We start from the raw sequence: 14186 nt of genomic DNA on the forward strand, positions 1-14186 counted from the left end.
AGGGAACCTGCGCGATGCGATTTCGACGTTTGCTCCCGGCCGGCTCGTTGATGCTCGCCCTGGGCGTCTCGGCCTTTGCCGACGATGTGATCCTGGTGCCCAACTCCACCGTCAAGAATGCGACCGGCGGAAGGGTCCGAGGGACCATCCAGTCCGAATCGGCGACGGAGGTCGTCGTCAAGCTGGGAACGACCACGACGAACGTGCCGAACGCGGAGATCGTCTCGATCAACTACACGGGACAACCCCCGAGCATGGTGCAGGCCGAATCCCGAGAGGCGGCCGGCGCCCTCGCTGAGGCGGCCGACCTCTACAAGAAAGCGGCCGGCGAGGCCGATGGCAAGCCGTTCATCCAGCAGGCCGCGCAGTTTCAACACGCCAATGCCGTGGCCGAGCTCGCCCTCGCCGACGCCGCACGTACCCCGGAGGCGATCAGTCTGCTCAACGCCTTCGTGAAAGCGCACCCCAACGGCCGACAGGTCGTCGCCGCGCTCGACAGCCTGGCCCGCCTCCAACTCCTCAAGGAAGACTACGCCGCCGTCGAAAAGCTGGTCGCGGACATGGCGAAGCTGCCGCAGAGCGCCGACCGTGCCGCCATCCTTCGCGCCAAGGTCTTCGCCAAGAAGGGGGAGTTTGATAAGGCGATCGCCGAGTACGACAAGCTCGTCAAGAACGCCCCCGAGGGCTCGGCCCGCCGTCGCGATGCGCAACTGGCCCGGGCCGAAAGTTTGGCGGGACAGAAGAAGTTCGATGCCGCCGAGACCGAGCTCCGTGCGGTCATCAATGCGACCTCCCCCGAAGACTACGGGACCCAGTCGGCCGCCTATAACACCTTGGGCGACTGCCTCCGCGCCGCCGGCAAACCGAAGGAAGCGCTCGATGCCTACCTTCACACCGATATCCTCTACGCCAAGGACAAGGAACAGCATCCTCGCGCCCTGGCTCATATCTCGCAGCTCTGGCGCGTCCTCAAACGCGATGATCGAGCCGACGAAGTCTGGCAGCAGCTCAAGAAGGACTACCCCAACAGCCGCTGGCTCTCGGCCGCACGATCGACCCCGACTCCCTGAGGATGCAACGAGGTCCGAATCGGTTCTCAACCTCCGGCTGGCCGAGCCTCAGCCCGTGGCAGGGTCAGGTTAGGTCGGCCGGAGTTCCAACACGACGGATCGTCAGGGTTCACGAATTCCCCTAACCTCCTGATTCAGAAGGGGGGAGGCGCAACTGCCTTGGGAGTCGCGGGCGCGGTGGCCGGTGGGACGCGAGTCGTGGTTCGGCTCTTGGTCGACGCCCCCGGCGACACTCTTGCACCGGACCGGGGAGGTGTGATACCAGCGACCTCACCGCCTTCGGCGGGGTCTGGGCTGGTTGGCTCAACCCCACCGTTGGCCGCCGCGCTATCGCTGAAGCGAATCAAGGTCCCGGCGATCAAGGGAACCGACGACGAGACGACCAGGGCATCCGTCGGGCGAAAGAGACCCGACACTTGCACCCGCTCCGGCCCCGGCGTGCCCAGAACGCGAACCGGGATGTTCGCCACGTACTCATTGCGGATCACCTGAACGTGCGAACCTCCTCCCGACGCTCCCTTCGCAGGCTGGTGCAGCGCCCTTGCCGGGATCGTGGCGAGGGGCGAGGTTGGCAGCGACGGGCTCAAGGCCCGCTGTCCCGGCTCGAGCTCCCCCTTATCGTTGGGGATGATCACCCAGGCGGCCGTGAAGGCCGTGGCCAACTCACGAAGTGGAGCAAGCGACTCAGGCAGCGGAAGCGACGCCTGGACCTTGCCAGCGACCACTTGCCCTTCGACATTGATTTTGACGTTCGAGCCCACGGTCGCGGCCGGCCGCTCGAGCGGAATCAGCACGCGGAGGCTCGAGTCATCGGCCAGCTCGGCGACCTTCGCCCCCTTGGGCAGAAATTGACCGGGGCTGACCGCCACGTCGAGCAGTCGACCGGCAAACGGTGCCCGGAGCGTACAACGATCCAGGTCGAGGGCCGCCAACTCGGCCCTTGCCTGGGCCGCTTCAAGCTGCGCCTCGGCGACCGCCGCGTTGGGAGTCTGCTTCAGCAAGGCCAACGTCGCCTGCATCTCCTTCACGCTCGCGTCCGCGATCTTGACCCGCGCCAGCGCTTCGGCTCGATCGAGCTGGGCGATCTCCTGCCGATCGCGGACCGAAGTGCCGACGGGCAACTCCAGGCTCCGCAATATGCTGTCGCTCGGCGCCGTGATGGTGACACGTCGAATGGGCTCGAGGACCGACGGAATCTGGTATCGGTCGGGCGATTTCAACTCGAGCGGAATCGACTCGACCTTGGCCGACTCGGGAACCTGCTGCGCCCGAGCCGCCGGCATTGTGGAAGTCACGAGTGAGAGGGCGAAAAGCGCCGTCGACCATCCCCGGACCATCATGGCGAACCTCGGGTTAGAAGGATGATGGAGAAGGGACCGGATCGGCCCCGGACGTGCGGTCCGTAAGTCTCCACCCTAATCCGGAGTCATCGGCACGTCAACACGCCTGAAATCGCCGAGAGGTGCGGCTCGAGGGACGCACCATTCCGGGATCGATCGAAACGAGTTCACGTTGACCAAATCACGAGAATCACCTAGAACGCCGTGAGCTTGGTCTTCTTGCTTTCTCCGGAGGAGGCGCAACGGATGCGCAACGACCGATCGGGCGTGGTTACGCGGGCCGTCAATCGTGTCAAACACTGGTCGGTCAGGGCGAGGGACCGGGTCCGAAGCTTGCCCGTCCGAGCCTCGCACCGGGGTCAGGGACCACCGCTTCCCCCGGCCCGCTTGATGCATCTGGTCGCCGCCTCCGAGGACGTTTCCTGGTTCCTGGACGGCGGCAAGCAAGCCTCCTCGAGCCTCCGCGCCATTCTGGCCAAGAATGGCGTGGCCCTGGAGTCGCTGGGGTCCATTCTCGACTTCGGCTGCGGCGCCGGGCGTGTCTTGAGGCACTGGGAAAAGCTGCAAGGTCCGACCCTTCACGGCACCGACTACAATCCGACCCTGATCACCTGGTGCCAGAAGAACTTGCCGTTCGTGCAGTTCCAACTCAACGAACTGGGGGGCGGCCTCGCCTACAAGGACGAGTCGTTCGACCTGATCTACGCCCTCTCGGTCTTCACTCATCTGGACGAACCGCTTCAGTACTTCTGGATGCGAGAGCTCTCTCGAATCCTCCGGCCGGGCGGATACTTGTTCATCACCACGCATGGTGAGCATTACCTCCCCCAGCTCGCAGCCGAGGAACAGGAGCGGTTCCGTCGTGGTGAGATCGTGGTGGTAGGATCGCGCCGGGAGGGAAGCAACGACTGCGCGACGTTCCATCCCGAGTCGTACATGCGATCGACCTTGGCAGCCGATCTCGAGGTCGTCGACTTTGTGCCCGAAGGGGCCCTCGGCAATCCGAGACAGGATGTCTTCTTGCTGCGAAAACCCCGGAGCTAGCGCGGCTTCCGCATCGATTACCTTTCTTGGAACCGCAGACGCCCCGCCCCCCGGACGTCTCCGTTCCATCATCGCAATCCTACCGCCTCCCCTCGCTGTCGGATCGGGCCCTACTCGCTCGGCCGACAGGAGTTCGGCGAATTCTGCCGACGTGGACGTCGCACAGATCAAGCTCGAGCAATTCGAGTAGGCACTTCTTCCGCACTCGCCCCAGCGTGGTCAAGCGTAAGTCCGATTCACGGAATCCAGGACTTCTTGCGCTCAGATCGGTGAGCGTGTCGGTGCCGGCGGAGTTCGTTGGTGTCGAACCCTTGATGAGGTTAAGGCCCCAATTTCGTCAATGGGGTCACGAACCAGAGCGCACCGACGTACTATTCCTCTCTGACTTGAATCCAACAAAATTGTGGTTGGGTTCCAGGAGGGATCACATGGCCCAGTTTTCAAAGCCATTGATTTCATCCATAAGAATCTCTTATTGCAATAGTCTGACGGTGTCCGCCGGAGCGATTGCAGAACGATGATCACGTTCCTCCAGATCGCGCTCTCCATCTTCCTGAATGCCATCCCAGCCGGCGGAGTCGTCTTCCGCGGATGGACCCCGGCCACAGCGCTGACGCTCTACTGGTCTGAGAACCTGGTCGCCGTCCTCCTGATCGGGTTGCGGATCGCCATCCACCGCCGGTTGACGAGAAGACGCGGCCACTACCCGCTCCAGGTCAGCACCAAGAACCTCAAAGGCAGGAGCAGCCCCCAGCCCACCTACCTGGCCGAGTTCCTCACGGTGAGCCTGGCGTTTACCCTGGTTCACGGCATCTTTCTCGCCGCGATTCTGACGATGGTGGCCAAGGTCAGCCCTGACCCAACTCAGGTCTTTCAAGGGTTGCGCTGGATGATCGCCGCGCAGGTGGGAAGTTTCGTTCTGGACCTCTTCGGACTGCGTCATTGGCCGTTCGCCGACCTGAAGCAGAGCGCAGATCGGATCATGGGCCGTGTCCTCCTGATTCAGCTTGCGTTCATCGGGGGCATGTTCTTCGCGGCGTTCAGTTCGCACCCCGAGGCGGTCTTCGCCGTCTTTGGGTTCTTGAAAACCCTGTCGGACGTCACCAGCCGGATCCCGTACACCCCCAAGCCCGGGGTGGAGGCACCGCGTTGGTTCCTCTGGTTCGCCAATCGATTCGACAAGGGCAAGCACTGGAAGACCGGCCAGGACGCCGCGACATGGTGGCGTGAGACGACAATGGCCGAGCGTCGCCGCGCCGAGGAGAACGAGCAGGTGATCGAGACGCCCCAGCGCGTGTAGCGGACCGGAATCCTCCGACCAGACGGCTGGAATTGCCCCTCCTTGGGCCTGCTCTCCTTCAGAGGAGGGCAACGGACTCGCAACCGTTCCCATTAATGAAGAAACAACTGATAAACAGGGCTCTCGGTTTCGTCCACACACGGATACGCCAAGCCATCCAGGAACTCCTGGAACGCGGTGCGCTCGCCGCTTGGAATCTGCATCCCGATCAAGATCCGACCGTAATCGGCGCCTTGATTGCGGTAATGAAAGAGCGTGATGTTCCAGTTGGGGTGCATGCTCGAAAGAAATCGCATCAGTGCGCCGGGCCGTTCGGGAAACTCGAAGCGATAGAGGCGTTCGTCACTGGCCAGTTGACTACGCCCGCCGACCATGTACCGCACATGCTCTTTGGAGAGTTCATCACCGGTCAGGTCCACTGTGGCAAAACCTTGCTCGGTGAAACGGCGGGAGATCGCCACGGATTCTTCGCGGTTGGTGGTGGCGAGACCGACGAAAACGTGAGCATGCTTCTCGTCGGAGATCCGGTAGTTGAACTCCGTCACGCTACGAGGGCCAATGATCTCGCAAAGGCGTTTGAAGCTGCCACGTTTCTCGGGGATCGTGACCGCGAACAGTGCTTCACGTTCTTCGCCGACCTCGGCACGCTCCGCAACAAAGCGGAGCCGGTCGAAGTTCATGTTGGCCCCGCAGGTGATCGCCACCAAGGCTTGGCCGCTGACACCGTGCCGGGCGACATATTGCTTCATGGCGGCGATACCCAGCGCCCCGGCCGGCTCGAGAATGCTGCGTGTGTCCTCGAACACATCCTTGATGGCGGCACACACCGCATCGGTGTCGACCACGACGAATTCATCGACCAACGCGCGTGTGATCCGGAAAGTTTCCTCGCCGACCAGTTTCACGGCCGTACCGTCGGAGAAGAGCCCGACATCCTCCAGTTGGATCCGTTTGCCAGCCTTGACCGAGCGGATCATCGCGTCGGAGTCGGCCATCTGCACCCCGATGACCTTGATCTCGGGCCTCACCGCCTTGATATAGGCGGCGACACCGGAGATCAGGCCGCCTCCGCCGATTGCGACGAAGACCGCGTGAATCGGGTGCTGATGCTGGCGCAAGATCTCCATGCCGATCGTGCCCTGACCCGCAATCACGTCCGGATCATCAAACGGATGCACGAACGTCAAATCTAGCGACTTGCTTAAGTCGAGTGCGTGGAGGTAGGCGTCGGAGTAGCTGTCCCCGTGAAGTACCACTTCTCCCTGGAGGGCATGGACGGCGTCGATCTTCAATTTCGGAGTCGTCACCGGCATGACGATCGTGGCCCGGCAGCCCAGGCGGTGAGCGCTCAATGCGACGCCTTGGGCGTGGTTGCCCGCCGAGGCGCAGATCACCCCGCGTTCCCGTTGCGCGGGCGAGAGATGCACCATCTTGTTGTAGGCCCCGCGCAGCTTGAAGCTGAACACGGGCTGGTTGTCTTCGCGTTTGAGCCAGACCTGATTATCCAATCGGGCCGACAACTTCTTGGCCAATTCCATCGGCGATTCGATCGCCACGTCGTAGACCCGAGCGGTCAAAATTTTCTGGAGGTAATCCATCAGCCCGAGCGGAGCATCGAGTGTCGCTTCGAACGCCTGAGATTGATATTCCTTGGGCCGGCCAGGTCCGAGCATGCTCACGTCTCGTCATTCACACCTTGGGGATATCAACTCATTGCGCCCAAACCGGTCGGTCGTTGCCACCACCAAGGGGTCGACCCGGAATCTCTCCCCGGCGGTTTGTGCGCTCCGATCACGGTTTCGACGCTCTCCGAAACGTGATCGGGCCCCTTGGGGTTATCGTAACCGAAACCCGGTGTCCGAGCGAACTCGACAGAGAACACGATCGCAGGACCGCCTGCTGCGCGAAGCTCAGATTCAGCCCGAGCGCAGCTTCAACCGTTACGTGAATGCGATGATTCTCGCCACCAGAAACGCGAACCTAGTCGACCTGGCGAAATTCGCGGTTCACAAGCTGACGATGGCGGGGCAAAAGCCAAAGTAAAGGCGATCCGTCCCTGCACACCAGCAAGGATTGATCAATCTGGTGCAATCAAAAGTGGCCGACGCCGAGTGAGGCCCATCGGCATTTCGAGGGACCCCGCCATGTTCATACCACAATCCGCATCGCAAGTGCCTTAATTTGACTCAAACGTCGGCGTTCCACCTTGCGTTTGAAGTTGCTCACGACAACGCTTCCAACTCGCTTCATCGAGCAGCCGAACGGCATCGATCTCATTCAACTCTCGGCCGGTCAGCACCTGAGTCCAAAGTTTGATTTGCTCGATGCTGCCGCGGAGCGGAACAGTGGTCCGCCACAATCGGATCGGTTCATCACGGCAGCCGGTCAGGTAATATTGGCCGTCCGAGCTGAAACCGATGCCGCTCGTAATCGCTTTCGAGTCCTCGGAACTGAAGATTGATTTACTGGGTCGGGAAATCTCAGAGATCGACCTGGTCTCAAGTGGTGGGCCAATGCACCGTCCGGTCGCCAAATCCCAAAGCTTGGTCGTGCCATCGCTGGCACCGATCAAGAGCGTTCCGCCGTCCGGGCTGAAGACCGCAACCTCGACCTGCCGCTCATCCTGGATCGGCGGACCCATGGCCGTTCCCGTTTTTAGGTCCCAGCGCTGTCCCTTTCCGGTTCGGCATATCGTAAAAACGGAGTCGGAATTGTGAGAGAAGGATGCCGCAACAATCTCGCTCTCCGCATGAAGATCGCGACCGATGGGAGTTCCCGTGAGTGAATTCCAGACTCGGCCGAGGCCATCACCATTCGCGGTAAGAAACCTCTCACCGTCTGGACTGAAAGTGATCGCAGTGTTCGGCTCCGACGTGTACTGGTGTTCCGGATCTCGGAGGGGACCGCCACCGACTTTAAAGCGGACCCGCCCCCGATCGGTGAGCAAGGTCGTGTTCCCGTAAGGTCCGAATTCCGCCTTGAGAATCCGCTCGAATCCCGAATCGGGAAGGCCACGATTCTCCCGGACAATGGGGGGCACTTTGGCCGGAATCGGCATGTTACTCGGCGACACTGGATCGTCGAACCAGGAAACGTGGACCTCGGGGGAGCGATAAATCGATCGCGATTCGCGGTGGTCAACCGACTGGGGAGATTTCCTGCCGAGAACAAGCTCAGGGATCTCCCAGAGTCGCGACACACCATCACCGGTGCCGGCCAGCGCGATTCTCCCGTCCGGGTCAAAGGCCATTGAAGTGACCTCCCCCTGAAGCGTCATGGTCCTGCCAATGGAACGCCCCGTCTCGGCGTACCAGCGTCGAATGGTGCCCTTGTTGCTCCCCGTCATGACCGTCGTTTCATCCGGGCCGAATTTCACGCAGAGGACGACACCATCATGCGAAATGCTGGACCCGATGCGTTGCCGGTTCACTGCATTCCACACCTCGGCCGTACCTTTCTCGGTTCCGAACAGGACCCGCCCCTGATTGCTCAAGGCCAGGGACGTCGGCTTCGGTTGTCCGCTCGGGAGAAAAAATGAAGGTCCCAAAGGCTGCTCAGTTCTTGAATTCCAGAGGCTGATCGCCCAAGTACCCTCAACACGGCTTAACGCAAGAATGGAATTTCCGTCCTGGCTGAAGACCACCCGGTCCGTCAGACCCGCAATCTGGATCGTGGGGCCTACAGCTCTCCCTGTCGATGAATCATAGAGCCGATAAGTCGTACTTTTCGGAGGATTCAGGCCCATCTCGACGAAGACTTTCGCGAGCAACCTCTCCCCATCAGGGCTGAAGACGGATCCAATCGACTTGTCCCAAATCTCGCGATCGGGAATGAACGCCGGCCGATTGCTTCGAGGAGAAGAACGATCGTCTCCCCACATTACCCAGGAGTGGGCGGGCATTGGGGCTCCCAATTCGTTCCCGCTCAGCAGATCCTTGAGGTAAGTCTTGCCACCGCCTCCCGTCGTAATGGTCGTTTTTCCATCGGTGCTTGCGGCAATACGACTGGCTCGATCCATACCACCCAGCCGCTGGCCGGTGTTACAGTCCCAGAGCCAAGCTTCATGTAATTCTCCCTTCATGGTGACCGCATAAGTTCCGGTCAACGCCCGATTCCCTTCAGGGCTAAAAGCCGTGGCGTAGACCCTGCCATGGCCCGGGAGTACGGCTCTCAACCTTGGTACGTGGGGAGCCCAGGCCGCCAAATTCAGTCGAATGATCCGCTGGAGTGAGGGGGAATTCTCGGGTGCCGTTTCGAGTGCGCGGGCCAGTAAGAGCAATCCCAATCCCGCGTCACCTAACTCACATGATGTGAGACCACGATCCAGGAGCGCTTCGGCGGCTTGGTGTCTCACCTGATCGCGCTGCTGAGTGATCGTGATCGTATGCCGCCGGACGAGGTCGCGTTCTCGTCGTAAAGTGAGATTGCTTGCGATCAGTCCCAGACTCGCGAGCAATAGCCCCACCAAGGACAGTACGACCGTCCGCTTATGTCGACCAGACCACCGTGCCGCTCGTGCCCAAAGGGACGGCCGACTCGCCAGGATCGGCCTGTGCTCGAGAAATCGTTGAAGGTCGTCCGCAAGCTTGTGGGCGTTGGCATATCGCTCAGCCGGATCCTTGGCCATCGCCTTCAGCACGATCGTTTCCATGTCTTTCGACAACGCTGTATTGAAACGCCGAGGTCGGCGGGGCTCCTCCATGATGATCTGCTGGAGCATTTCCTGGCGATCGATACCGACAACCGCCGGCTGGAGAGTCAGTAACTCGTAGAGGGTCGCCCCCAGTGAATAGATGTCGGTGCGGTGGTCGACCAGAACCCGCTGGCCCATTGCCTGCTCCGGGCTCATGTAACGCAGGGTCCCAAGCAGGTCGCCCGCCCCTGTTAACGTCTCGTGCCCCAGGAGTCGGGCCAGACCAAAGTCTGTAATCCAGAGCTCGCCCTCACCGTCGATCATGAGGTTGGAAGGTTTGATGTCACGGTGCACCACACCTTCGTCGTGCGCATACGCCAAGGCCTTTGCCGCCTGGAGCATGAGGCGGGTCACGTCTTGGATGAAGTCCAGGCTCGTCCTCGACGAGGATTCCCCCTGACCCGCCGGCTTGGGCGGAGCCATTACCTGAGGAACGTCGGCGGTGTCTCCACCATTCCGCTCGTCGATCCCATCGGATTCGCTCCGTCGATCGGAGGTCGTGCCGATGGGATCCACTTGCGCACTCGTAAGGCCGACTTCGGAGAGGAATTGGATCGTGTCCGACGCTGGCTCGGCGTCGACTCTCGTTTCGAGCCCCTCGAGCCTCCGCAATCCGAGGATGACCTCAGCCAGGCACTTGCCCTTGATGAGCCGCATGACGTAGTAATGGGTCCCTCGCTCGTAACCGACCGCATAGATCGGCACGATATGAGGATGATTGAGCCCACCGGCCACCTGTGCCTCGAGCTGGAAACGCTGGAGTTGTCTCGGATCCAGCGCAATCCCGGAGGGTAAGATCTTCAGCGCCACGCGGCGTCCCAAGGTCACCTGACGGGCTTCGTAGACGACGCCCATACCTCCCCGGCCAATCTCACGGACGATCTCATAATCCCCCAATCGGCCCGGCGTCTCGTCGGCGCCGACTTCCTGGCGAACGGACTTGCGGTCTCCCTCCACTGTAGTTTCAGGAACCTTCAACGCGGCCATCATCATGATGGTTGGAAGTAATTGCCGCAGTTGTTGGGCACGTTCGGGGTGCTGGACGGTAAGGCTCTCCAGGTCGAACGGGTCGCCCGCCCGAATTCGGTCCGCCAACTCGGCCGCCAACTCGGCAAGGACAGGATCGAACTCGTCAGGAACCGAGGAATCAGGAGACGATTCGTCCATTGTCATTGCTTGGGAACCTCGGAAGCGGAGTTGAAGGTTTCATCCGGCGCAAATCCATCGCGCGACTGCTCGCAGTGCGAACTCCTCCTGTAAGCGGCATCCGAAAGTAAAAATCACTCGCTTTTGATAGAGGTCGGCCACATTCGTTGCAGCCTCAAGCAAAGTCTAGGCCGGTTAACGGACCACGCTCGGTTTCGATCGATTGGTACGATTCGTTGTGACGATTTTTCGCCCCTTGGCAGCACGAATCTCCACGAGAGCAAGAAAGAGGCCCCCACAGTTCCTGACACGATCTTTGGCCAAGCCGGACCGAAGCTCAGAACTCCCCGAAACCACCACTGCGCATGGAATCTTGTCCGTTTCTTGCCGGCTGACCCGCAAGTGGGCGCCACGCTGGGCTCGTTTGAGCCCCCCAGGGCGGGAACTCGAGGTCCCCCCTGGCGATAGGGGGGCGGGGCCGCTAGCATCGGTCGAAGACGTGGTTGCGGCCCGGGTGCACCGCCGCCTCGATCCCAACAGCCCAAACAAGGGAGAGCCCAGAATGGCGACTGATCGGATTACCAGGCGAGGATTCGTCGGTGCAGTGGGGGTCACGGCCGGTTCGACCGCGCTCCTGGGCACGAGTGGGCAGGCGGTCGCGGCCAACGACAAGATCCGGCTCGGCATCATCGGATCGGGCAGCCGGGGGATGCAGGTCCTGGAAACGTTCCTGACCAATTCCGAAGTGGATATTGTTGCCGTCGCCGACGTGGATGACAAGCACGCTCAGAATTGCGCGGAGCATGTCAAGAAGAAGCGGGGGAATGAGCCGGTCACTGGGCGTGATTATCACGCGATGCTCGATCGCAAAGACGTCGATGCGGTGATCATCGCTACCCCCGACCACTGGCACGCTCTGCCCGCGATCGAAGCGGTGCTCGCCGGGAAGGATGTCTACGTCGAGAAACCGGTCGCCCACAACGTGGCTGAAGGGCAGGCCATGCTTCGAGCCGCCCGGAAGACGAACAAGGTCATGGCCGTCGGCACGCAGCAGCGCTCCTCATCGCACTTCCAGGAAGCCGTCGAGACCGTGCGTTCGGGGAAACTCGGCAAAGTCTTCTGGGTGCAAACCTGGAATTATGAAAACATCAGCCCAGTCGGGATCGGCCGCCCCTCTGACACGGAACCGCCGGCGCACGTCGATTACGACCGTTGGCTCGGCCCCGCTCCCAAGCGAGCGTTCAACCCGAACCGGTACCATCTCCTCTTCCGCTGGTTCTCCGACTACGCCGGCGGGATGATGAGCGACTGGGGCGTCCACCTCAACGACATCGTTCTCTGGGCGCTCGACGCCAAGGGGCCGGACGCAGTCACCTCGACCGGCGGGATCCTCACATCCGACGACAACCGTGACACGCCCGACACCTTGCAGGTCGTCTATGACTTCCCGGGCTGCACCCTGACCTACTCGATGCGGAAGGGGAACGGCCTGCCGCTGAATGGCCATGACTACGGGATCCTCTTTTGCGGAACCGACGGAAGCCTGCTTCTGGACCGATCCGGCTTCGAGATCATCCCGGACAAAATCATTCTGCCTTATGGGATTAAGTTGGCGCAGGGGGACCGCCCGCTCCGTAAGATTGATCTCGAAGCGCGAAAGGTCAAAGGGGTCGATGGCCAAGGCCCCCACATCAGGAACTTCCTCGACTGCCTCAAGTCGCGCGAGCGTCCCACCAGCGATATCGAGATCGCCCATCGCTCGACCAACACCTGCCACCTGGGGAACATCGCCTTCAAGCTCGGGCGAAAACTCGTCTGGGACAATGCCACGGAATCGTTTAAGAACGACCAAGAAGCCAACGCCTTGCTCTCCCGTGAACCAAGACGTGGCTACGAGTTGCCCAACGTTTGAAGCGTGGGGCGCGAGCCATCGAAGCCAAAGAGGTAGGCATGATCCCGCAAACCGGTCTGATCCTTCGGCTCATCGCCTACCTCATTGAACTGATCTCCATGGTCGGCCTCGTGCTTGCCTCCAGGCAACCGGTCGAGCCCCGGCTGTTCGCCGGGCTCGATCAGCGCCAGTGGAGCACGGGGCTCGCCCTCGGCCTTTTCCTCTGGGTCATCAGCACCGCGATCATCCACTGGCCCCGGAAGAAGCAGGACCGGCCTCAGGAATGATCGGGGGGCAGGTGACCAGGCGTCGTCCCTGGGATGACCGGAACGCCCGCACCATCCCTCTACGCAATGCCTTCGCGAGACGAGCGTTCCGGCTTCATCGACTCGAAATCTGGCGACGTGGGGTTGTCGAACTTCTGCCCGAACGACTTCCCGAGCGGAGACGCGTTCTCAATAATCTTGTTCTGCTCGGCGGCAGTAAGGACAACCACGCTCGACAACCAGAACCAGAAGAGCAAGACCATGACCCCGCCGAGCGATCCGTAGGCCTGGTTGTAATTCGCGAAATTCTGAACATACACCCGGAATCCAAACGTCTGAACCAGAAAAACAATCGTTCCGATGAGGCTGCCCGGGGTGATCCACTCCCAGTGCTGCTCGGCGTCAGGACCGACGTAGAAGGTCAGGGCGAAGCTGACCGAGACCATCAGAAAGACCACGATCCACTGAATGATCGTGGCAACTACTTTTGCGGGCTCGCTCAATCCCATCCAGTTCAAAATCTGCGGCCACGCGACGATCGCGAGCAACGAGCCCACCAGAATAATCGCCTGGATCAAGGTCATCATGATGGCCGTGAAGCGGAGTTTCCAGATCGGTCGAGTTTCCGTCACCCCGTAAATCCGGTTCATCGCGTCGATCACGGCGAGGAACAGACTCGAAGCCAGCCAGATCGTCACGGCCAAGCCGAACGAGATCAGACCGAGATGCGAATCGGCCTGGATTCTCACGATCTGATCCTTGATCACTCCATACGCTTCCTTGGGAAACATCGTCATCAGCGTGGAATCCAGCTTCTCCACGGTCAAGTTCGCGACGCCGACCGTGTTCCCCGTCCGTCCCGTCAAGTCAGGAAGAAGTTGGACCACCAGAGTCAGAACCAGGCCGAGAAACGGCACGAGCGCCAGCATCGCGTAAAAAGCGACGGCCGCGGCTCTGGTGAGAATCTCGTGCTCCTGGATCTTGCCCCACGTTCTGACGATGAGTTCGCGGACGCTCAGACCACCGAGTGTCAACGCCTCGCGGAGGCGAAGCGGTAGAAACATGGTTACATCGTTCCTTTTACCAGGAGAAGGGAGTGACTTCCCAATCTCAACGATTGGCCCTGGTCTTGCCTGAGAGCACGCAGTGTGCCGGCGTCATGCAATCCGCAGGCTCACTTCAAGCATTGCCATCCGCTTGCCATGTCCGACAACGTGATTCAACTTCCCTTTGACTCTACATGCCAACAGAAATTGGCACCATGAATCCGCTCGCGTCCCTCACCCGCGTTCTGGACAAAATGTCTCACGGCGAATCCGTTGTGTGAGCCGCAAGAGTTCCATCAAAAAAAAGGGCGCAAGCGACTCGCCACCAGCTCGTCGCCGGGCGTCGACCAAGCCGGAGGAAGGGCAGGGGAAGGCGACCACACGGCCCTC

At 60.9% G+C, this 14186-nt stretch carries 10 protein-coding genes; 6 read left to right on the forward strand and 4 right to left on the reverse strand.

Features of this window, described 5'->3' with window-relative positions; translation table 11 throughout:
* Nucleotides 1-14 precede the first annotated feature (14 nt).
* Nucleotides 15-1070, forward strand: coding sequence for a tetratricopeptide repeat protein (locus V5E97_RS00445; RefSeq protein ID WP_406697282.1), 1056 nt, complete (start codon nucleotides 15-17; stop codon nucleotides 1068-1070).
* Between the two features lie 134 nt (nucleotides 1071-1204).
* Here V5E97_RS00445 and V5E97_RS00450 read toward each other — a convergent pair whose 3' ends face one another.
* Complete coding sequence (locus V5E97_RS00450; RefSeq protein WP_406697284.1) at nucleotides 1205-2410, reverse strand: efflux RND transporter periplasmic adaptor subunit; 1206 nt, start codon at nucleotides 2408-2410, stop codon at nucleotides 1205-1207.
* Nucleotides 2411-2656: 246 nt separating this feature from the next.
* On the opposite strand from V5E97_RS00450, the gene V5E97_RS00455 reads away from it, so the two are divergent.
* Both V5E97_RS00455 and V5E97_RS00460 read left to right on the forward strand, forming a co-directional pair.
* Nucleotides 2657-3454 (forward strand): class I SAM-dependent methyltransferase, encoded by a 798-nt coding sequence (locus V5E97_RS00455; RefSeq protein WP_406697285.1) that lies wholly within the window; start codon nucleotides 2657-2659, stop codon nucleotides 3452-3454.
* A 517-nt stretch (nucleotides 3455-3971) separates the two neighbouring features.
* Nucleotides 3972-4754 (forward strand): DUF6498-containing protein, encoded by a 783-nt coding sequence (locus V5E97_RS00460; RefSeq protein WP_406697287.1) that lies wholly within the window; start codon nucleotides 3972-3974, stop codon nucleotides 4752-4754.
* A 92-nt stretch (nucleotides 4755-4846) separates the two neighbouring features.
* On the opposite strand, the gene ilvA is transcribed toward V5E97_RS00460, so the two are convergent.
* On the reverse strand, nucleotides 4847-6427 hold the full coding sequence (ilvA, locus tag V5E97_RS00465) for a threonine ammonia-lyase, biosynthetic (RefSeq protein ID WP_406697288.1): 1581 nt from the start codon (nucleotides 6425-6427) through the stop codon (nucleotides 4847-4849).
* Nucleotides 6428-6608: 181 nt separating this feature from the next.
* Here ilvA and V5E97_RS00470 point away from each other — a divergent pair, with 181 nt between their 5' ends.
* Complete coding sequence (locus tag V5E97_RS00470; protein WP_406697289.1) at nucleotides 6609-6797, forward strand: hypothetical protein; 189 nt, start codon at nucleotides 6609-6611, stop codon at nucleotides 6795-6797.
* Nucleotides 6798-6930: 133 nt separating this feature from the next.
* Here V5E97_RS00470 and V5E97_RS00475 read toward each other — a convergent pair whose 3' ends face one another.
* Nucleotides 6931-10620, reverse strand: coding sequence for a protein kinase domain-containing protein (locus V5E97_RS00475; RefSeq protein ID WP_406697290.1), 3690 nt, complete (start codon nucleotides 10618-10620; stop codon nucleotides 6931-6933).
* Between the two features lie 535 nt (nucleotides 10621-11155).
* Here V5E97_RS00475 and V5E97_RS00480 point away from each other — a divergent pair.
* Both V5E97_RS00480 and V5E97_RS00485 read left to right on the forward strand, forming a co-directional pair.
* Nucleotides 11156-12505 carry a Gfo/Idh/MocA family protein gene (locus V5E97_RS00480; RefSeq protein ID WP_406697291.1) on the forward strand — a complete coding sequence of 450 codons (1350 nt, stop codon included), beginning with the start codon at nucleotides 11156-11158 and terminating at the stop codon, nucleotides 12503-12505.
* A 38-nt stretch (nucleotides 12506-12543) separates the two neighbouring features.
* Nucleotides 12544-12771 (forward strand): hypothetical protein, encoded by a 228-nt coding sequence (locus V5E97_RS00485; protein ID WP_406697292.1) that lies wholly within the window; start codon nucleotides 12544-12546, stop codon nucleotides 12769-12771.
* A gap of 59 nt (nucleotides 12772-12830) precedes the next feature.
* Here the strand turns inward: V5E97_RS00485 and V5E97_RS00490 are convergent, their stop codons facing one another.
* Nucleotides 12831-13814, reverse strand: a complete 984-nt coding sequence (locus V5E97_RS00490) for a YihY/virulence factor BrkB family protein (RefSeq protein ID WP_406697294.1) — start codon at nucleotides 13812-13814, stop codon at nucleotides 12831-12833.
* Nucleotides 13815-14186 lie beyond the last annotated feature (372 nt).

It is taken from the genome of Singulisphaera photorubra (genome assembly GCF_045290345.1).
Taxonomy (GTDB): domain Bacteria; phylum Planctomycetota; class Planctomycetia; order Isosphaerales; family Isosphaeraceae; genus Singulisphaera.